Here is an 18,551-nt window from a genome sequence, read left to right on the forward strand (position 1 = left end):
CGGCCCCCGGGCTTCCCGCCCTCCGCGCCAGCCGCCGGGCGTTCTGCGTGGCCGGCGTGGAGCGACAGCGGAGCGTCGGCCGCGCGCCCAGGCGGCGGCGCGTGCGGCCCGTCTCGGGCCGCCTTGATAGACGTACAGAAAGTCCTCCCACACCGCCGGCAGCCGGCCGTCCCCACCTCCATCCGGCGACATCACGGTGGGTCGACGTGTCGGTACCCGGTGCTACTCTGGCGCTCGTCGAGCACGCCAGCGCGGCCTTCCCGCCGGATCGCTGGACTCGACCTCGGAGATGCCGGGCGGCCTTCTTGCCGCTGATGCGGGTCACGTCCCGCCGGCTCTCGATCGCGCCGGCCACCGCGCCGGTTTCCCGAATCCGCTGAGCGGCCCAGCACGGCCCTCCCTGCCGTCCACGATGGCTCGGATTCGCACACCTACACGGGTGGGGACAGCCTGCGACGACCGCTCGGATGCCGACATCCAGGATCCACACCCGTGCCGGCCCTTCGTCACCAGCTCGACGAGCGTGAGAGAACACGACCATCGGCGGGACGTGGCACCACCACGAACCCGCTCTCCGGCGTCAGCCGCCCTCCCGGCGGTGCCAGGAGACACGACGAACACCACCAGCGGACCAACGTCCACGGCTGGTGGTGCTTCGTCCCCCGTCCCTGCCACCCCCGGAGGAGAAGACCGTGTCCACCCCGCTCACCCTGCACTGGCCCGGCGTCGCCAGCGGCCGAAACGCCCAAGCTCTGCACCGCGCCGCCACCCCGGAGTTCTCCGGCTGGCTTTGAGCACACCGCCGCTGCCGGCGGCTGTTCCCGGCCAATCCGCCTCACCGGCACCATCGCTGCCGTCGACACGACCACCGGCCGCATCACCGGCCAACTCCAGACCGACGAGCTGCCCGACCGAGCGCTCTACAAGGCGTGCGGCAATCGCCGCGAATCGCAATGCCCGGACTGCGCCTGGGTCTACGCCGGTGACGCCTACCAGGTCGTGCGCTGCGGCCTGACCGGCGGCAAGGGCGTGCCCGACTCGGTCGGCCGGCACCCGGCCGTCTTCGCCACCTTCACCGCCCCGTCCTTCGGCGTGGTCCATCACCGGCACGTCGCCCGCCACACCTGCGCTGCCCGGCAGCGCTGCGACTGCCGGCCCGCTCCCTGCCGCGCCCGAAGTGCCGCCGGCATTTGCCAACACGGGCAGCCCGCGGCGTGCTTCGCCCGCCACGACGCCGACGATCCGCAGCTCGGCCAGCCGTTGTGCCTGGACTGCTACGACCACGGTCACCAAGCCGTCTGGAACTACTTCTCCGGCGAGCTGTGGCGGCGCACCAAACAGGCCATCGAACGTCACCTCGCCGCCCTCTGCCGCCGACGCGGCATCCCCCACGTCCAGGTCGTCACCGGCTCCGGCAAGGTGCGCCGGTTGCCGCCGGTGCGGGTGTCGCACGGCAAGGTCGCCGAGATGCAGAGAAGGGCGGCCGTGCACTTCCACGCCCTGCTGCGCCTCGACGGTGTCGGCCCTGACCCGGATGCACTCGTTCCGCCGCCGGCCGGCATCACCGTCGACGACCTGGACGCTGCAATACATGCCGCCGCGCGGCAGATCGTCGTCGCCACGCCTCCGCATCCCGACCGGCCGCAGGGCTGGGTGGTGGCCTGGGGCGAGCAGGTCGACGTGCGACGGATCAACGCCACCGACGGCGAGTTGACCGACGGCAAGGTGGCCGCCTACCTGGCCAAGTACGCCACCAAGGCCACCGAATCAACCGGGCGCTCCTTCACCCGACTCACCCCGGCCACCATTGACGACTACGCCGATCCGGAAGGCGACCACCTCGCCCGCCTCATCGACGCCTCCTGGCACCTTGGCAGGCCCACCGGCAACGACACCGCCAGCGGCGCCACAACGGCCGACCACCGTCAAGACAGCCTTGACACCAAACCGAACGCCTACGCCGGACTGCGCCGCTGGGCGCACATGCTCGGCTTCGGCGGCCACTTCCTCACCAAGGCCCGCCGCTACTCCGTCACCTTCGGCCTGCTCCGCGACACCCGCGCCACCTACCGCCGCGAAGAGGACGACGAACCGCTAGACACGATCACCGTCGGCACCCTCACCTACAGCGGGTCCGGCTGGCTCACCGAAGGTGACGCCCTGCATGCCAACACCGCCGCAAGTCAGCGACGCGAGGGCAGACGCATTGGTCGGGAAGAACTTGCCCACGAAGCCTGGCTCGCCGGGGCCGCCGCATGACCCACGACCTTCGCCCCCGCTGGTACTCCCCTGCCGAGGTCGCCGTCCTGCTCGGCTTCGGCATCTCCAAGGTCAAGATGAAGGTCGCCACCGGCGAGCTGCGCTCTATCAAGGACGGCAAGTACCGCCGCATCCTCCCCGAATGGGTCGACGACTACATCCGCGAGCAGGTCGAGCGTCAGGAGGCCGCCTGATGCCCGCACGCGCACGAGCCAACGGCGAAGGCTCCATCTTCCCCTACCGCAACGGCTTCGCCGCGTACGTCTGGGTCACCAAGCCGGACGGCAGGCGCACCCGGAAGTACGTCTACGGCAAGACCCGCGAAGCAGTGCACGACAAGTGGATCAAGTTGCACCAGCAGGCCAAGGCCGGGCCGGTGGCGACCAGCGTTCCGACGGTTGGCAGCTTCCTCACCTACTGGCTGAACGAGATCGTCGAGCCGAACCGCGCGCCCCTGACCTACGCCACCTACGAGACGTTCGTCCGCCTCTACATCTCCCCCGGCCTCGACGCGAAGCGGCTCGACCGGCTCCAGTCCCGCGACGTGCAGACCTGGATCAACCAGGTGGCCCGGGCCTGTCAGTGCTGCGCCCAGGGCAAGGACGCCGCCCGGCCGAAGCACAAGCGGCGCTGCTGCGCGGTCGGCCGCTGTTGCCAGGCCGTCCCGTCGACGCGGACAGTCAGCGACATCCGGGCCGCGCTGCGGGCCGCCCTCACCCACGCCCAGGCCGAAGACCTCATCACCAAGAACCCCGCCGTGCCGGTCACCCTCGCCACCGTCCGCCGTCGACGGGGCAAGTCGTGGTCAAGCGACGAGGCTCGCACGTTCCTGGAGTCCGCCCGCTACGACGAGGACCCTGTCTACGCCGCCTACGCCCTGGTCCTCGTCACCGGCCTCCGCAAGGGCGAAGCGCTGGGACTCACCTGGGAGGACGTCGACCTCGACGCCGGAGAATTGACCATCGGCCGCCAGCTCCAACGCGTACGCGGGCAGCTCCTGCACCGCGACACCAAGACCCAGGCATCCGACGCCACTCTCCCCCTGCCCAACATCTGCCTGACCGCCCTCAAGCTCAGACAACAGCAACGTGATCAGGCTGAAGCAGCCGCCGGAAAGGCGTGGCACGAGACCGGACTCGTATTCACCACCCGCTACGGCACACCCATCGAGCCGCGCAACTTCCAACGGTCGTGGCAGACAAGGTGCGAGAAAACCAGCATCAGGCCGATCACCGTCCACGACGCCCGCCGCACCTGCGCCACGCTGCTCGCTGACCTCGACGTCCATCCCAGAGTCGCCATGCAGGTGCTGAGGCACGCCCGTTTCTCCGCGACGATGGAGATCTACACGCAGGTATCAAACAAGGCGACCAGAGACGCCCTCAAGCGCCTTGGCGATTCACTCGACCACTGACGCCGTTGCTGTACTTAGCTGCTGTACGACAGCAGAAAGGCCACCTCCCGAACTCGGGAAGCGGCCTCTGACCTGTGCGAACTGAGAGTGGGCGATGCTGGTATCGAACCAGCGACCTCTTCGGTGTGAACGAAGCGCTCTCCCACTGAGCTAATCGCCCTCAGCGACACTGACTCTACCCGATCGTGGAACCGGACCGGAAATCCGGGGTCAGTGCGTCGCGAGGTAGTGCATCGCCGCGGCGATCACGTCGATGCCGAGGCTGTACTTGAGGGACAGCCAGACCACGGTGGCGACGAAGACGAGACCGACGGAGCCGAGCACGATTCGCACCGCGAGTGACTGTCGCGTCACCCACTGCGTCCATCCGTGGACGTGTCGGCGGGTGAAGCCGAGCAGCCGGCGCGCCCAGTGGTATTCGACGGCCCAGATGCCCAGCCCGGCGATCACCAGGAGCCATCCGGGCCCGGGTAGCGGGATGAGCGCGATGCCGATGGTCACCACCAGCGCGCCGGCGATCGCAATGAAGATCTTGAGTGCGATGCGGCCGGTGGGGTTGGCTCGGATCAGGTCGAGGGTCATCGAGATCCGCTCACGCCAGCGTGGGCGGCGCGGCCGGTCCGCGACGACAAGGATCCCACCGGCACGGCCGGCATCCGACCCCGGCCGATCGGGCCGTTCGGGCTGCTCCATCGGCACTTCGTACCCCCGCTTTTCGGCTACTCGGACCGCGACGTTCGGCGGGCCGGGCGCTGTTGCCGGATCCACTGAGGATCGCTTCGCCACCATTTCACCCCCCAGTGTCGCTCGGGCCCGTCACTGCAACGCCCGACTGGACGTTACCGGAGTAAGTCGACGACTGAGCCACCCGATGCCGGGTGGGATCACGCACTGGGCAGAACCGGAAATCCTACATGAATCCTCACATTCACGTGGCCTTTCCGTCCCCCTTCCCACCACTGGGTGAAGTCAGCGTATGGCGGAGCGTAGCCAGGAGTAGCACCTGAGTATGGGAAAAGCGGGACACGCGCGTTCCGCAGCGGTGCCGGGGGGAGAACGTCCATGAGTGTCATCCGACCGACGACCGTAGAGGTCGAGACGTCGCTAAGGCTCGTCGCACCTGACGCCACCGCCTTGCCGGTGCGTGCCAGTCTGCGTTACGACCCTGCTGACCCGTATGCGGTCCATGTCCTGTTCCATGCCGAATCGGCCGGGGGCGAGGCGGTGAGTTGGTCGTTCGCTCGCGAACTTCTGGTCACCGGCCTGGACGAGCCGGCCGGCATCGGGGATGTGCGGGTCTGGCCCTGGGCCACACCGCGCGGCGACTTCGTCGCGCTGGCCCTCTCGTCACCGGACGGCAACGCCCTCTTCGAGGTGCCGCGCAGCGTCCTGGTGCGTTTCCTTCGACGGACCTACGTCGTCGTCCCGCGCGGCCGTGAGGCCGAGCACCTGGACGTCGACACGGCGGTGAACCGGCTGCTCGCCGGTCGCTGACCGCCCGAAAGAGCAACACCGGCCATCCCGGGGCCGCGCGGATCTGCCGAGTCCGCGCGGCCCCGGCACACCCCGGGGGGTGTACGCGGACAGCCCACCCCGGGTCGGCCGGTGTTCAGCCGTGCGTGGTGATGCCTCCGTCGACGGGAATGACCGCGCCGGTGAGGTACGCGCCAGCGCGCGACGCGAGGTAGATGGCGGTCCCGGCCATGTCCTCCGGGCGTCCGATGCGGCCCAGCGGCACCTGCTGTTCGATGGCGGCCCGGCTCGCCGGGTCGTCCAGTGCGAACGCCATCATCTTGCTCTCGAACGGGCCGGGCGCGATCGCGTTGACGGTGATCTGCTCGCCGGCCAGTTGGTGGGCGAGGCTGCGGGTGAGCATGTGCACGGCCGCCTTGGTGGCCGAGTACGCATACACCTCCATGAACGGCACCCGGACGCCGTCGATCGACCCGATGTTGATCACGCGGGCCGGGTCGTCGGCGTTGGCGGCGGCGCGTAGCGCCGGCAGCAGCGCGGTGGTGAGCCGGAAGACGGCCTTGACGTTGACCGCCCAGAGCTTGTCGAACGCGGCCTCGGGGTAGTTCTCCAGCGGCGCGCCCCAGGTGGCGCCCGCGTTGTTGACCAGCACGTCGAGCCGATCGAAGCGCTCGCGCACGGCGGCGGCCAGCGCCTCGGCGCCGGTGTCGTCGCTCAGGTCGGCGGGGATGGCCTCGCAGCGACCCTCGGCGGAGAGTTCCTTGGCGACCGCCTCGCAGACGTCGGCCTTGCGGGACGAGATGACCACGTGCGCTCCGGCGCGGACGAAGCCCTGGGCGATCATCAGGCCGATCCCCCGCGACCCGCCGGTGACCAGGACCGTCTTGCCTTCGACCGAGAACAGTTGAGTCATGCCCATCCCATCGCGAGTCGGCGGGGCCGCCGGCCGCTCGGGTGGCCGACGGTGCGCCGGGCGGACCGCGGACCGAACGGCGCTACCGCCGGGTAACGTAGCCCGACCGCGGGATCACGACAAGCCCGCGCCGCCGCGCTGATTCCGCCGCGCGCGCCGACCGGGATGCGATGACCTGCGGTTCGGGCTACCGTCGCAGGCGATGTTCTCCACCGATCCCTCCCTCGCGCCACCGATCGGAACGGCGTCACCCGTGCCCGACGAGATCGGCACGTTCGCGCTGGCCGACCTCTCCGGTTCCCCGGGCTGGCGTCGGCCGGTGATCGTCGACCGGGAGCTGCTGATCCTCACCACGCGTGGGCACGGCGACGCGGAACTCGACTTCAACCTGCTGCCCTGTCGACCCGGCACGCTGCTGCGGGTCCGCGCCGGCCAGGTGCTGCGCTGCGCCGGCCGGCAGTTCGACGCCACCGTGGTCGCCTGGGAACCCGAGGCGCTGCGCGGTTTCGGCGTCGAGCTGGACACACCGGTGACCTGGCGGCAGTTGGCAGGTGAGGACGAGGACGCGGTGATCAGCGAGGTGAGCCAACTGGCGGTGGACTGTCAGCGGCACCCCGACAGCCCCACCGCCCGCGCGCTGCTCCGCCACCAACTCGCGGTGCTGCTGCTGCGGCTGGCCCTGGCGAACGCTGACCGGTCGACGCCTCGGCCCGAGGACGAGACGTTCCACAGGTTCCGCCGGGAGGTCGAGCACGGCTACCCGCACACCCGACGGGTGGAGGACTACGCCGCCAGCCTTCGCTGCTCGGTGCGGACCCTGACCCGGGCCTGCCTGGCCGTCACCGGTCGCAGCGCCAAGCAGGTCATCGACGAGCGGGTCGCGTTGCAGGCCGGCCGACTACTCGCCGCGACCGACCAACCGATCGCCCAGATCGGCCGGCACCTCGGCTTCTCCGAACCCACGAACTTCGGCCGCTTCTTCACCCGCGAGATCGGGGTCAGCCCCGGCGCGTTCCGCGCCGCGCGGGATCAACCGACCGCCCGGGTGGTCCGGCCCCGGCCGCCGACCGAGCCCACGGGTGCCAACGGAGGCAGGATCGGCACCGGAGGCACGACGAACGGCGGTCACGCCACGCAACCCGGGTCGCCCATCGCGCCGACGGGCGGCACCGGCCGGGCATGATGGCAGGGTGCAGATCTCCGCGCGCGGCGACTACGCGGTACGGGCAGCGCTGAGCCTCGCCACCGCGTACCCTTCGCTGCTGTCCACCCAGGCCATCGCCGCCGAGCAGGACATGCCCCGCAAGTTCCTGGAGGCGGTCCTGGCGGACCTGCGCCGGGCCGGCATCGTGCGGGCCCAGCGCGGCGCCGAGGGCGGCTACACGTTGGCCCACCCGCCGCGCGAGGTGACCGTCGGCGCGGTGTTGCGCGCCGTGGAGGGACCGCTGGCCGGGGTACGCGGGCTGCGCCCCGAGCAGACCCGGTACGAGGGCTCGGCGGAGAACCTGCCCGGCCTGTGGGTGGCGGTGCGCGCCGCCGTGCGGCGGGTCGTCGACGAGGTGAGCCTCGCCGAGATCGTCAGCGGTCGACTGCCCGCGCACGTCCGCAAGCTCACCGCGCTGCCCGACGCGTGGGAGCCCCGCTGACCGTCGCGCGTCACAACGTCCGGACCACCTCCGGGGCGCTGAAACTGCCGCAACACCCGTCTGGTCAACAGGGATTGTGGATGCCGGGTCAGCACTGTCCAGGGCGGACAGCGAGAGGGTTTCAAAAGTTGCCGGTTCGGGCATGTTCGATCTCGACACGGCAGGGAACGGTGACGAGGGGAGTCCTCCGATGGGCCTCATGTTTCGCAAGCGCAAGAAGTACGGTCCGATCATCCTGAACTTCACCGAGAACGGCTTCTCCTCGTGGAGCATCAAGATCGGGCGCTGGTCCTGGAACTCCAAGGCCCGTGCGCACCGGGTCGACCTGCCGGGTCCGCTGTCCTGGAAGCAGGACAAGTCCCGGTCGTAGACATCCCGGGAGTCGAGCGGGGTGCCGGTGATTCACCGGCACCCCGCTCGGCGTCTGGACCGGGATGACGCCGCGCTCAGCGGGCCAGGGTGATGATCTCGTCGCCGGCCAGCCGCCCGGACTCGCGGTCCCGCCGCACGTCACCGGCGTCGAGCAGGTCGGCGAGGGCCTGGTTGGCGTCGGCGGCACGGTAGACGGTCGCGGTGAGGGTGTGCCGGCGCAGCTCGGTGACCGGCCGCGACCCGCCCGCCCGCAGCTCGGCCAGCAGCTCGCGGGCCAGTGGTTCGAGGTCGGGATCGCCGGCCACCTCGACAGTCGTGCCGGTCGGGTCGAGCGGGTCGCGGTATCGCACGCCGAGGTCCGCGCCGAGGGCCCACAGCGCGTCGCGGACCGCCTCCAGGCTCCGGTCGGAGCGGCTGCCGAACGCGATCACGCCGGCCGCCTCCCCGTCCGGCAGCACCGGCGCCACCTCGGCGACCAGCGGGAAGCCGGCGGAGACGAGCAGGTCTCGGGCGCTGTCGCCGGTGTGCAGCAGCAGCTCTCCGACGCGGCCGTTGGTCGCGGCGGTGAGCAGCTTCGGCGTGACCGTGCCGGGCAGGTCCACGAAGGAGAACAGCGGGGCGCCGGCCGCCCCGGCGGCCTTCACCGCGACCGGAAGCCGGTAGGGGTCACCGGACAACAGGTGCACGGTGACCTCGGCGGGCAACTCCGCCTCGATCGGGCCGAGTCGCGCCGGCAGGTCGGCGCTGTCGGCCAGCACCAGCACTGTCACCTGCCGGCCGCGCACCTGGTCGCCGTGCGCGGCGACCAGCCGCAGCGCGGCCTCCGCCGTGCCCGCGTCCGTGCCCGCGATTGCGACGGTGGCCCGCCGGGAGCGGTGCAGGGCCGCGGGCAGCCAGGTCGTCAACTGGCGGACCAGCAGCTCGCGGAGGAAATCGGTGGTCCGGTCGGTCGGCATCGGTCCGTTCTACCCTAAGGCCGATCAGACCGGGACGGAGATCCCCACCCCGCCCCTGGTCTGCCCGCCGTAGCGCTGCCGCTCGGCGTCCAGGTCGAGCCGACCGATCTGCTTGCGGGCCGCCAGCGCGCTGTCGTCGAGCAGGTCGGCGGGGATCAGCCAGACGATCTCGAACTCCAGACCGTCCGGGTCCTTGCCGTAGAGGCTCTTGGTCGTGCCGTGGTCGGAGGTGCCGACCAGCGCGCCGGCCGCGACGAGCCGCTCGGCGGTGGCGGCCAGCTCGTCGAGGGTGTCCACCTCCCAGGCAAGGTGGTACAGGCCGACCGTGGCCCGACCGGCGGTGGACCGCCCGGCACCGGCGCCGATCTCGAACAGGCCGAGGTCGTGGTCGTTGGTGGAGTCGGGGGCCTGGAGGAAGGTGGCGCCCCGGAAGCCGTCCGGGGTCATCGCCACCGGGCGGAAGCCCAACACGTCGCGGTAGAACGCGACGCTGCGGGCGAGGTCACTGACGTAGAGGACCGCGTGGTTGAGCCGGTGGATACCCATGACTCGATGCTAGCGCGGTTTTGTTGAGCGTTCAACTACCTGGGGTATGATGACGGTCATGACTCGCTGGCTGGACCCCGACGAGCAGCGCACGTGGCGCGCGTACCTCACCGCGTCGCGGGTGCTGATGGACACGCTCGACCGCGAGCTGCAACGCGACGCGGGCATGCCGCACGCGTACTACGAGATCCTGGTCCAACTCTCCGAAGCGCCCGGTCGGCAGCTACGGATGAGCGAGTTGGCCCAGGCCGCCGGGTCGTCGCGCAGCCGGCTCTCGCACGCCGTGGCCCGCCTGGAGGCCGCCGGCTGGGTGCGCCGGGAGGACTGCCCCACGGACCGACGTGGGCAGATCGCGCTGCTCACCGACAAGGGTTTCGCCACCCTCGCGGCCGCCGCCCCCGGCCACGTCGAGGGGGTACGCCGGCACCTGTTCGACGCGTTGAGCCCCGCCCAGGTCGACCAGCTGCGGCGGATCAGCGAGACGTTGGCCGAGCACCTGACCGGATCCTGACCAATCGACATCGGCGCGGGTCTTGTACTTACCGTCGTCGGATGAGCACGATGGGGCGTGTCTTCCGGCTTCGGTGAACTGACTGATCAGGCGCACGACCTCGTGTCGGCTGGTGATCTGGCCGGCGCGCAGCGGCTCCTCTCCGACGCACTCACCGACGCCGACCCCCGCCCGGCCAACGCCACCGCCGAGCTGGCCGAGGCGGCCAGCCTCCAGGCGCGGGTGCTGGTCGCCCTCGGTGAGCCGCACTCGGCCCGGGGCTGGGCCGCCTTCGCGTACGCGGCCACCACCCGGCTGCACGGCCGCTCCGACCCGCGTACGGTGGCCGCCGCGGCGACCCTGGCCGCGGTGCTGCACCGGGTCGGCAGCCACTCCCGAGCCGCCCGGCTCTACCAGGAAGTCATCATCGAGCTGACCGCGCAGGACGGTCCCGAGTCCCTGCGGGTGCTCGCCGCGCACGCCGACCTGGCCACCGTCGAGTACGCGCGCGGCCAGTGCACGGTGGCGCGGGACCGACTCCAGGACGCCTGGGAGCTGCACCGCGAGGTGTACGGCGACGGGCACCCCAGCGGCATCAAGATGCTCGCGCGGCTCGGGGCGATGCAGCGTGACTGCGGGCAGTTCGCCGAGGCACACGACAACCTGGCGTTGGCTCGCGAGCTGTGCCGGCAGCACCTCCCGGCCGACGACCCGTTGGCGGCGCAGGTGGCGACCCTGGCCCGGGCGGCGGCCAGTCCCGACCACGCCTGCGCCGACAACCCGCCCACCGCGCGGGACACCCCGGTCGTGCCGGCCGCCCGCGTCCCACCGCACGAGAGCGGCCCGGCCGAGTCCGGCTACCAGCCACCGCCGCCTCCGCCACACCACACCGCGACGGCGGCGGGCGGGACCGTTCCTAATCCCCGAGCGCCAGCCGACGGACCCGTCGGGCCGGCGGGGTGGCCGCCGGAGCCGGCGAGCGAGTCCACGCCGTACCCCACTGATGCTCCGGTGCCCCCGTCGGTGGTCGGGCTGGCCGGCGGCACGGAGGAGCAGTCCGGGGTGTACCGGCTGCGCCGGCCGCCCGACCCGTACGCGCCGCTCGAGCCGTACACGCCGTCCCGGTTGCTGCCGGTGCCGGTGCACCGGGCGCCGTCGGCGCAGCGCAACCGGCTGGTGCCGGTGCTGGTGGCCGGCGTGGTCGTGGTGCTGCTCGGCGCGGCCGCGGTGATCGCCGGGGTGGCTCGGGTCGGCAGCGGCGACGAGCCGACCCGGCCGCCGGCCACCGGTTCCCCCACCACCGCTCCACCGGCCAGCACCGCACCCGCCCCGACCGGCACCCCGCCCACGTCGGGCGGTGCAGCGGCACCGCCAGGCAGTCCGCCCGGCACGGTGACGTTGCGCGACACCCGGGACAGCATCGCCCTGAACTGGACCTACCCCGCCGGCAGCGAGGGGCCGGTGGTCATCGCGGGTGGCCGCACCGGCCAGGACCGCAACGTCTTCGCGACCCTGCCCGCCGGCACCACCAACTACGTCATCTACGCGCTCAACCGCACCAACGACTACTGCTTCACCGTCGCGGTCGTCTGGTCCACCGACACCGTCGCGAGCTCCGAGCAGGTCTGCACCCGCCGCCGCTGACCCGTCGGCCATGCCCCACCGACCGCGCCCCGCCGGCCGCGCGTCGCTGAGGTCACTGAGCGCTACGTACCCGTTGACGAGCCCGCTGTGACTACCCGTCACATCCCGCGCACCCGGCCGCACGTCTCACTCCGCCTTTGCTCTGCTTACCCCGATGCACCACCGCGATGAGCAGGTGGAACGTCGCGGTAGCCGGTTACGCAGGCATGAGCGGGCATCACTTTGCGTGGCTGTCGCATCCGCAGGTGCAAAGCAAAGGGGGGTTGGTGGGTGGGTGGGGGTGGCTGGGTCCGTTACGGACCGTCAGCCGGTTGGCCTCGGCTGCCTTCGGGCGCGAACGCCGGCAGCAGCAGGCTCACTCGCAGCCCGCGCTGCTCGGGCGCGTCGGTCAGGCTGATGCTGCCGCCTGCCCGCCGCACCAGTTCACGGACGATGGCCAGCCCCAGGCCGGCGCCTCCGTCGTCGCGCGCCCGGCCATCATCCAGCCGGGTGAACCGATCGAAGACCCGCTCCCGGTCCGCGACCGGGATCCCCGGGCCGTCGTCGGTCACCGTCACCAGGTGGTACGCCCCAGCGTCAGACCCGACCGTCGACGCCGCCTCGGCGGCGAGCACGACACTGCCGTACGCGTGCCGGACCGCATTGTCGACCAGGTTGGCCAGCACGCGACGCAGCTCGTCGGCGTTGCCGGTCGTCCACAGCGGGCTGGCCGGCGGCGTCACCCGGACCGGCGACGACGGGTAACGGGCGGCGACCTCGGCCAACAACGCGCCCAACTCCACCGGGCCGACCCCTCGGCCTGGTGGAGCTTCGTCCAGGCGGGCCAGCAGCAGGAGGTCGTCGACCAGCCGGCTCAACCGGTCGGTGTCGGCGAGCAGGTTGCCGGTCACCGCCGTCCAGTCCGTCCGGTCGGCGAGACGCTGGGCCACCTCCAGCTCGGTCCGGATGTTGGTCAACGGGCTACGCAGTTCGTGTGCGGCGTCGGAGACGAATGCCCGCTGGCGAATCCGGGCGGACTCCAGCCGGTCCAGCATGCCGTTGAGGGTGACCGCCAACCGGTGGATCTCGTCGGCGGACGCGGGCACCGGCAACCGGCCGGCGCCAGCCCGCCCGGTGATCTCCTCCGCTCCTCGGCGCAGCGCCTCGACCGGCCGCAGAGTCGCGCCGACCACCCGCCACGCCACCGCGGCCAGCACCGCCACCAGCAGCGGGAACGCCACCAGCAGGATGGCCCGGACCACGTGGGTGCTGTGCCGCACGTCGGCCATCGAGCGGGCGACCAGAACGGTGAGCGGGTCCGCCGCCGTGCCGACGGGTACGGTGACCACCCGGACCGGGCCGACCAACCCGACCCGCTCCGCCGGCACCTCCAGTCGCTGCCGACGGTCGTGGTCCAGCCGCTCCGGGCGGACCATCGGCACCAGCCGGTCGGCGTCGATCGAGGCGGCCCTGATCCGCCCCTGCGCGTCGACGACCTGGACGCGCACCTGACCGCCGGCCACCGGCAGCGGGTCGGGTAACGCGTCCTCGGCGGCGAGCAGGGCTACCGCGTCGGCGGTCCGGAACGCCTCGGTGTCGACCGTTCGCTGGAGCACGAAACCGAGCGCGCCGAGCAGCACCACCCCACCCAGGGCGAGCCCGACGGTGAGGCCGAGCACTCCGATCGCCATGAGCCGCCCGCGCAGCCCGAGGACCGGCATCCGGCCGAACCTGGCCCGACTGGTGGGTGCCGGGCCGTCGGCGGTCACGTCGCCAACCGGTAGCCGGCGCCCCGGATCGTCTCCAGCCGGTCGCGGCCGAGCTTGCGGCGCAGGTAGCCGATGTAGACCTCGACGGCGTTCGGCGCGGTCTCCACGCTCGCGTCCCACACGTGGTCCAGCAACTCGGTCTTGGAAACGACCTGGCCGGGCCGGCGCATCAGGTAGTCCAGCAGCGCGAACTCCCGCCCGGTCAGCGTCACCTCGGCGTCGGCCCGGGTCACCTGTCGACGGGCCGGATCCAGCCGCAGGTCACCGACGGCGAGCACCGTCGGGCGTTCCGGAGCGCCTCGGCGCAGCAGCGCTCGCAGCCGGGCCAGCAGCACCACGTACGAGAAGGGTTTGGTCAGGTAGTCGTCGGCACCGCAGTCCAGGCCGTCGGCCTGGTCGTACTCGCCGTCCTTGGCGGAGAGCATCAGCACCGGCAACCAGTGCTGCTCCGCCCGCAGCCGCCGGACCAGCTCGTAGCCGGAGAGGCCGGGCAACATCACGTCGAGGATCATCGCGTCGTAGCCGCCGTGCCGGGCCGCGTCCAGGCCGGCGGGGCCGGTGCCCGCCACGTCCACCGCGAAACCCTCGGCCTGCAGGCCACGTTGCAGGGCAGCCGCCAACCGGGCCTCGTCCTCCACCACCAGCAAGCGCACCACCCAAGAGTGCCACCCGGGTCAATCGGGACAGTCCGGCTTCCTCAGCACGCTCACAGGACCAAGGAGGCAGGATGTGTACAGGAGGTGTCACCATGTCCGTCCTGAGGAGCCGTCCCGTCCTTCGTTGGCTGGTCCCGGCCACCGCGGCCGTCGCCGTGATCGGCGGTGGCGCGGCGATCGGCACGTTCGCAGCCGAAGCCGAGCCGAGCCTGCCACCACGCACCGCGGCCCAGCTTCTGGTCGACCTGCAGACCTCCCGGCTGGAGGGGTTGTCCGGGACCGTCGTGCAGCGCGCCGACCTCGGCCTACCGCCCCTCGTCGGTCTGGTCCCCGGCAACGAGCTGACCACCATGCTCACCGGCACGCACACCCTGCGGGTCTGGTATTCCGGCCCGGACCGGCAGCGGGTCGCGCTCCTGGACACCCTGGGCGAGCAGGACGTGATCCGCAACGGCCGGGACCTGTGGACCTGGCAGAGCCGCGCCAACACCGCCACCCACCGCACCCTGAGCGGGGACGCCGGGGCCGGAAAGTCGGCTCCCGAGGCGGCAGCCAACCTGCCGGCCACCCCGCAGCAGGCCGCCGACCTGGCGTTGAGCGCGGTCGACCCGAGCACCGAGGTCAGCGTCGGCCGGTCCGCCACGGTCGCCGGCCAGGACGCGTACGAGCTGGTCCTCCAGCCGCGCGACCGGGACTCCCTGGTGCACCAGCTGCGGATCGCCATCGACGCCAAGCGCCACGTGCCGCTGCGCTTCGAGGTGCTCGCGAAGGGCAGCGACCGGCCGGCGTTCGAGGTGGCCTTCACCCAGGTCGACTACCGCCGCCCGGACGCCGACCAGTTCACCTTCAACCCGCCGCCCGGCGTGACGGTCACCGAGGAGAAGGCCGAGCCGCCGGCTGCCGGCAAGCCCGGTCACGCCGGACCGACGGGTGACTCGAAGGCCCGCACGGTGGGCTCCGGCTGGACGACAGTGCTGGTCGCCCGCCTCGACGGGCCGCTCACCGGCGGGAAGGCCCCCGCGAAGCCGACGACGCCGGCCGCCGGCTCGGCGCCGGACGTGGACGTGTCGAAGCTGCTCGGCGGGCTGCCGGCGGTCAGTGGAGACTGGGGCAGCGGCCGGCTGTTCACCAGCAAGTTGTTCAGCGTGCTGCTCACCGACGACGGCCGGGTGCTCGCCGGCGCGGTGACGCCGGAGCGGCTCTACCAGGCCGCGCGCGGCTGATCTCCGCGGTGTTGGCGCCGGGTCGACCTGACGGTCGGCCCGGCGCTTCGCTGTGGGTCAGGCCGAGGTCAGGAGACGCCGAGGGCGCTGAGGTAGGCGTCGGCGAGGACCGCATGGCCGGGCAGGTACGGGTGGACGCGGTCGTCTGCCCAACGCGTCGACGGACTCACCGCCAGCACCCGGTCGAAAGCCGCCTGGTTGGGCACGTGCACCGCGTCGAATTCGGTCGCCAGCCCCGCCACGACCGCCGCGTACCGGTCGGTGTCGGCACGTTGCGGGACGCTGCGGTCGGCCTCGATGAAGAACGGGTCACCGAGGATCAGTCGGCAGCCGGTGGCGTCGACCGCCCGACTCAGCAGATCGCGCAGGGTGCGCTCGTACTCCTCGATGCCGACGGCCTCATGCGGCCGGTCACCGTAGTGCCGCCAGATGTCGTTGATGCCGATCATCACCGCGAGCCAGTCGGGGCGCTCGGCGATGGCGTCGTCGTCCCAGCGGGCGGCCAGGTCCCGCACCGTGTCGCCGCCCACACCCCGGTTGACCCACTCCAGCTCCAACTCCGGGTGCCGTGCGTCGACCAGGGCGCGCACGAGGCTGACATATCCGCTGCCGTAGGGGGCGGCGACGTCACGTCGACCACAATCGGTGATGCTGTCGCCGATGAAGACCACCCGTTGACCGGCCCGCAGGATCATCCGCCGCCACCTCGCGATCACCGGCGCGCCAGCCCGACCGGCTTGGTGAGAACCGACGGGACGCGCTATCTTCAACAGTTCGAGGGCACAAAAAAGAACGGCTGAAAGCCGTTCCTGCAAACGATTCTAATCTTTAGGGAGACGGCTTGTCAAGGCACTCCGGCGGTTCCGGCGAATTGCCGCTCGACGACGAGATCGGTCGCGAGCAGGAGTACGTCTCGATGCTCTACGACCGGCTGGACGGGCTGCGTGAGCAGGCCGCCCTCCGGCTCACCGCCGAGCTGCGCAACACCGGCGGCACCCTTCAGGACCGCTCGCAGCGGGACAGCTCGGTAGCGATGTACGCCGATCAGGTCGAACAGTTCTCCGCCGTGGAGAACGGGCTGTGTTTCGGCCGCCTCGACGGTGACGACGACTCCCGCCACTACATCGGCAGGATCGGCATCTTCGACACCAGTGGTGACTACGACCCGCTGCTGATGGACTGGCGGGCCCCCGCCGCCCGCCCGTTCTACCTCGCCACGGCCGCCAACCCGCAGGGCGTACGCCGGCGTCGGCACCTGCGCACCCGGCAGCGCAAGGTGACCGGGCTCAACGACGAGGTGCTCGACATCGACACCGCCTCCCCGGGCGGCCACGAGGAGCTGACCGGCGAGGCGTCACTGCTCGCCGCGCTCAACGCGGGCCGCACCGGCCGGATGCGCGACATCGTCGAGACCATCCAGGCCGAACAGGACGAGATCATCCGCGCGGAACTGCCGGGCGTCATGGTCGTCCAGGGCGGGCCGGGCACCGGCAAGACCGCTGTCGCGCTGCACCGGGCGGCGTACCTGCTCTACACGCACCGCCGTGAACTCTCCAGCCGGGGCGTGCTGCTGGTCGGCCCGAACGCGACCTTCCTCCGCTACATCTCCCAGGTGCTGCCGACGCTGGCCGAGACCGGCGTGCTGCTGCGTACTCAGGGTGATCTCTTTCCGGGGGTGAGCGCCCAACGCGTCGAGCCCGCCGAGACGGCCGCGCTGAAGGGTCGGGCGGTGCTGGCCGAGGTGCTGGCGGCGGCCGTGCGGGACCGGCAGTGGGTGCCGGACGAGCCGCTGGAGATCGAGGTCGAACGGGAGACGCTGACCCTGGACCCGGAGACGGTGCGTGCCGCCCGGGACCGGGTACGCCGGACCGACCGGCCGCACAACCTGGCCCGCGCGCTGTTCGACGTGGAGATCGTGCACGCGCTCGCCGAGCAGGTGGCCGAACGGATCGGCGCCGACCCGCTGGGCGGGGACAACCTCCTCGACGAGGCGGACCGGGCCGAGATCCGGCGGGAGCTGCGGGAGGAATCAGAGATCCGGGCGGCCCTCGACCGGCTGTGGCCGGTGCTCACCCCGCAGCGGCTGCTCGCCGATCTGTACGCCGACGCGGACCGGATCGCCGCAGCCGCGCCGATGCTGACCGACGACGAGCGCGCGCTGCTGCGGCGCGACCCGGGTGGCTGGACGCCGGCCGACGTACCGCTGCTCGACGAGGCCGCCGAACTGCTCGGCGAGGACGAACGGGCCGCCGCCGCCCGGCGGGACCGCATCCGGATGATGGAACGGGAGTACGCCGAGGGTGTGCTGGAGATCGCCCGGGGTTCCCGCTCGATCGACGTGGAGGACGAGGCCGAGGGCGGTGAGATCCTCGGTGTGACCGACCTCATCGACGCCGACCGGCTGTTGGAGCGGCAGGAGGAGGCCGACCGTCTCACCACCGCCCAGCGGGCCGCCGCCGACCGGACCTGGGCTTTCGGCCACGTGATCGTGGACGAGGCGCAGGAGTTGTCGCCGATGGCGTGGCGGCTGCTGATGCGCCGCTGCCCGAGCCGGTCGATGACGATCGTCGGCGACGTCGCGCAGACCGGCGCGCTCAGCGGTACGCCCTCCTGGGCGGACGCCCTCGCCCCGTACGTCGCGCAGCGGTGGCGGCTGACCGAGTTGACCGTCAGCTACCGCACCCCCGCCGAGATCATGGCGGTCGCCGCCGACGTGTTGGCCGAGATCGACCCGGCGCTGCGTCCGCCGCGCTCGGTACGCGAGAGCGGCGTACCCCCGTGGGACCGGACGGTGCCCGACGAGCGGTTGGCGGCCGAACTGGTCGCCGAAGCCAGCCGCGAGGCCGCCGGGCTGACCGACGGCCGACTCGGCGTGCTCGTGCCGGCCGGGCGGGTGGGCGAGTTGGGCTCGGCTCTCACCGCCGCCCTGCCGGAGGCCGCCGTCGGCGAGCATCCGGAGCTGGAGAGCCGGGTGGTGGTGTTGACCGTCGCGCAGGCCAAGGGGTTGGAGTTCGACTCGGTGCTCGTCGTCGACCCGGACCGGATGGTGGCCGAGTCACCCCGGGGTCGCAGCGACCTGTACGTAGCCCTGACCCGCGCCACCCAACGCCTGGGCGTCCTCCGCCCCACCCCCACCCCCACCCCCACCCGATGAGTCGATCATGAGGTTGACGTGGACTGTGATCTACCACAGCCACGTCAACCTCATGAT

17 protein-coding genes, 1 tRNA gene and 1 pseudogene are annotated in these 18,551 nt (G+C 71.8%); 11 read left to right on the forward strand and 8 right to left on the reverse strand.

Annotation, left to right across the window (positions count from 1 at the left end):
- Nucleotides 1-692 precede the first annotated feature (692 nt).
- The 3 genes and pseudogenes from ABGB10_RS32655 to ABGB10_RS32665 all read left to right on the forward strand — a co-directional run bounded on the left by ABGB10_RS32655 (nucleotide 693) and on the right by ABGB10_RS32665 (nucleotide 3,673).
- Nucleotides 693-2,259, forward strand: a pseudogene (locus tag ABGB10_RS32655) (replication initiator).
- Nucleotides 2,256-2,453, forward strand: coding sequence for an excisionase family DNA-binding protein (locus ABGB10_RS32660; RefSeq protein ID WP_347664830.1), 198 nt, complete (start codon nucleotides 2,256-2,258; stop codon nucleotides 2,451-2,453). Before ABGB10_RS32655 ends, ABGB10_RS32660 begins: the two are co-directional and overlap by 4 nt.
- A complete protein-coding gene (locus tag ABGB10_RS32665; RefSeq protein ID WP_347664831.1) occupies nucleotides 2,453-3,673 on the forward strand; it encodes a tyrosine-type recombinase/integrase in 1,221 nt (406 codons plus the stop codon). Before ABGB10_RS32660 ends, ABGB10_RS32665 begins: the two co-directional genes overlap by 1 nt.
- A gap of 88 nt (nucleotides 3,674-3,761) precedes the next feature.
- Here the strand turns inward: ABGB10_RS32665 and ABGB10_RS32670 are convergent.
- A tRNA-Val gene (locus ABGB10_RS32670) sits at nucleotides 3,762-3,833 on the reverse strand.
- A 50-nt stretch (nucleotides 3,834-3,883) separates the two neighbouring features.
- Nucleotides 3,884-4,366 (reverse strand): TIGR02611 family protein, encoded by a 483-nt coding sequence (locus tag ABGB10_RS32675; RefSeq protein ID WP_347664832.1) that lies wholly within the window; start codon nucleotides 4,364-4,366, stop codon nucleotides 3,884-3,886.
- Nucleotides 4,367-4,735: 369 nt separating this feature from the next.
- On the opposite strand from ABGB10_RS32675, the gene ABGB10_RS32680 reads away from it, so the two are divergent.
- Nucleotides 4,736-5,167 (forward strand): SsgA family sporulation/cell division regulator, encoded by a 432-nt coding sequence (locus tag ABGB10_RS32680; protein ID WP_007457244.1) that lies wholly within the window; start codon nucleotides 4,736-4,738, stop codon nucleotides 5,165-5,167.
- 115 nt (nucleotides 5,168-5,282) lie between these two features.
- On the opposite strand, the gene ABGB10_RS32685 is transcribed toward ABGB10_RS32680, so the two are convergent.
- Complete coding sequence (locus ABGB10_RS32685; RefSeq protein WP_347664834.1) at nucleotides 5,283-6,059, reverse strand: glucose 1-dehydrogenase; 777 nt, start codon at nucleotides 6,057-6,059, stop codon at nucleotides 5,283-5,285.
- A 202-nt stretch (nucleotides 6,060-6,261) separates the two neighbouring features.
- Here ABGB10_RS32685 and ABGB10_RS32690 point away from each other — a divergent pair, with 202 nt between their 5' ends.
- The 3 genes from ABGB10_RS32690 (at nucleotide 6,262) to ABGB10_RS32700 (ending at nucleotide 8,075) form a co-directional block, all read left to right on the forward strand.
- The gene (locus ABGB10_RS32690) at nucleotides 6,262-7,242 is read left to right on the forward strand and encodes an AraC family transcriptional regulator (RefSeq protein WP_347664835.1); all 981 of its coding nucleotides are present in this window, start codon (nucleotides 6,262-6,264) and stop codon (nucleotides 7,240-7,242) included.
- Between the two features lie 7 nt (nucleotides 7,243-7,249).
- Entirely contained in the window at nucleotides 7,250-7,705 is a 456-nt protein-coding gene (locus ABGB10_RS32695) for an Rrf2 family transcriptional regulator (protein ID WP_347664836.1), read from the forward strand.
- Nucleotides 7,706-7,895: 190 nt separating this feature from the next.
- Nucleotides 7,896-8,075, forward strand: a complete 180-nt coding sequence (locus ABGB10_RS32700) for a DUF4236 domain-containing protein (RefSeq protein ID WP_030333600.1) — start codon at nucleotides 7,896-7,898, stop codon at nucleotides 8,073-8,075.
- A gap of 76 nt (nucleotides 8,076-8,151) precedes the next feature.
- Here the strand turns inward: ABGB10_RS32700 and ABGB10_RS32705 are convergent, their stop codons facing one another.
- Nucleotides 8,152-9,033, reverse strand: coding sequence for a hypothetical protein (locus ABGB10_RS32705; RefSeq protein ID WP_347664837.1), 882 nt, complete (start codon nucleotides 9,031-9,033; stop codon nucleotides 8,152-8,154).
- A 24-nt stretch (nucleotides 9,034-9,057) separates the two neighbouring features.
- Entirely contained in the window at nucleotides 9,058-9,579 is a 522-nt protein-coding gene (locus ABGB10_RS32710) for a VOC family protein (protein WP_347664838.1), read from the reverse strand.
- Between the two features lie 49 nt (nucleotides 9,580-9,628).
- On the opposite strand from ABGB10_RS32710, the gene ABGB10_RS32715 reads away from it, so the two are divergent.
- Together ABGB10_RS32715 and ABGB10_RS32720 are read left to right on the forward strand one after the other, a co-directional pair.
- Nucleotides 9,629-10,090, forward strand: a complete 462-nt coding sequence (locus ABGB10_RS32715) for a MarR family transcriptional regulator (RefSeq protein ID WP_347664839.1) — start codon at nucleotides 9,629-9,631, stop codon at nucleotides 10,088-10,090.
- A 57-nt stretch (nucleotides 10,091-10,147) separates the two neighbouring features.
- Nucleotides 10,148-11,713: a tetratricopeptide repeat protein gene (locus tag ABGB10_RS32720; RefSeq protein ID WP_347664840.1), complete on the forward strand. Its 1,566-nt coding sequence runs from the start codon at nucleotides 10,148-10,150 to the stop codon at nucleotides 11,711-11,713.
- Nucleotides 11,714-12,006: 293 nt separating this feature from the next.
- On the opposite strand, the gene ABGB10_RS32725 is transcribed toward ABGB10_RS32720, so the two are convergent.
- Both ABGB10_RS32725 and ABGB10_RS32730 read right to left on the reverse strand, forming a co-directional pair.
- Nucleotides 12,007-13,383 carry a HAMP domain-containing sensor histidine kinase gene (locus tag ABGB10_RS32725; protein ID WP_347664845.1) on the reverse strand — a complete coding sequence of 459 codons (1,377 nt, stop codon included), beginning with the start codon at nucleotides 13,381-13,383 and terminating at the stop codon, nucleotides 12,007-12,009.
- Between the two features lie 74 nt (nucleotides 13,384-13,457).
- Complete coding sequence (locus ABGB10_RS32730) at nucleotides 13,458-14,114, reverse strand: response regulator transcription factor (RefSeq protein WP_347664841.1); 657 nt, start codon at nucleotides 14,112-14,114, stop codon at nucleotides 13,458-13,460.
- A 95-nt stretch (nucleotides 14,115-14,209) separates the two neighbouring features.
- Between ABGB10_RS32730 and ABGB10_RS32735 the strand changes: the two genes are divergently transcribed.
- On the forward strand, nucleotides 14,210-15,340 hold the full coding sequence (locus tag ABGB10_RS32735; protein WP_347664842.1) for a hypothetical protein: 1,131 nt from the start codon (nucleotides 14,210-14,212) through the stop codon (nucleotides 15,338-15,340).
- 68 nt (nucleotides 15,341-15,408) lie between these two features.
- Here ABGB10_RS32735 and ABGB10_RS32740 read toward each other — a convergent pair whose 3' ends face one another.
- Nucleotides 15,409-16,035 (reverse strand): SGNH/GDSL hydrolase family protein, encoded by a 627-nt coding sequence (locus tag ABGB10_RS32740; RefSeq protein WP_347664843.1) that lies wholly within the window; start codon nucleotides 16,033-16,035, stop codon nucleotides 15,409-15,411.
- A 146-nt stretch (nucleotides 16,036-16,181) separates the two neighbouring features.
- Between ABGB10_RS32740 and ABGB10_RS32745 the strand changes: the two genes are divergently transcribed.
- Nucleotides 16,182-18,494, forward strand: a complete 2,313-nt coding sequence (locus ABGB10_RS32745; RefSeq protein WP_347664844.1) for an ATP-binding domain-containing protein — start codon at nucleotides 16,182-16,184, stop codon at nucleotides 18,492-18,494.
- Nucleotides 18,495-18,551 lie beyond the last annotated feature (57 nt).

Source organism: Micromonospora sp. B9E7, assembly GCF_039871815.1.
Lineage (GTDB): Bacteria > Actinomycetota > Actinomycetes > Mycobacteriales > Micromonosporaceae > Micromonospora.

Coding starts and splice junctions, on each gene's coding strand:
- ABGB10_RS32705 (WP_347664837.1), bottom strand. CDS start 9,033: ATGCCGACCGACCGGACCACCGATTTCCTCCGCGAGCTGCTGGTCCGC.
- ABGB10_RS32725 (WP_347664845.1), bottom strand. CDS start 13,383: ATGGCGATCGGAGTGCTCGGCCTCACCGTCGGGCTCGCCCTGGGTGGG.
- ABGB10_RS32735 (WP_347664842.1), top strand. CDS start 14,210: ATGTCCGTCCTGAGGAGCCGTCCCGTCCTTCGTTGGCTGGTCCCGGCC.
- ABGB10_RS32710 (WP_347664838.1), bottom strand. CDS start 9,579: ATGGGTATCCACCGGCTCAACCACGCGGTCCTCTACGTCAGTGACCTC.
- ABGB10_RS32660 (WP_347664830.1), top strand. CDS start 2,256: ATGACCCACGACCTTCGCCCCCGCTGGTACTCCCCTGCCGAGGTCGCC.
- ABGB10_RS32740 (WP_347664843.1), bottom strand. CDS start 16,035: ATGATCCTGCGGGCCGGTCAACGGGTGGTCTTCATCGGCGACAGCATC.
- ABGB10_RS32675 (WP_347664832.1), bottom strand. CDS start 4,366: ATGGAGCAGCCCGAACGGCCCGATCGGCCGGGGTCGGATGCCGGCCGT.
- ABGB10_RS32680 (WP_007457244.1), top strand. CDS start 4,736: ATGAGTGTCATCCGACCGACGACCGTAGAGGTCGAGACGTCGCTAAGG.
- ABGB10_RS32665 (WP_347664831.1), top strand. CDS start 2,453: ATGCCCGCACGCGCACGAGCCAACGGCGAAGGCTCCATCTTCCCCTAC.
- ABGB10_RS32685 (WP_347664834.1), bottom strand. CDS start 6,059: ATGACTCAACTGTTCTCGGTCGAAGGCAAGACGGTCCTGGTCACCGGC.
- ABGB10_RS32700 (WP_030333600.1), top strand. CDS start 7,896: ATGGGCCTCATGTTTCGCAAGCGCAAGAAGTACGGTCCGATCATCCTG.
- ABGB10_RS32715 (WP_347664839.1), top strand. CDS start 9,629: ATGACGGTCATGACTCGCTGGCTGGACCCCGACGAGCAGCGCACGTGG.
- ABGB10_RS32690 (WP_347664835.1), top strand. CDS start 6,262: ATGTTCTCCACCGATCCCTCCCTCGCGCCACCGATCGGAACGGCGTCA.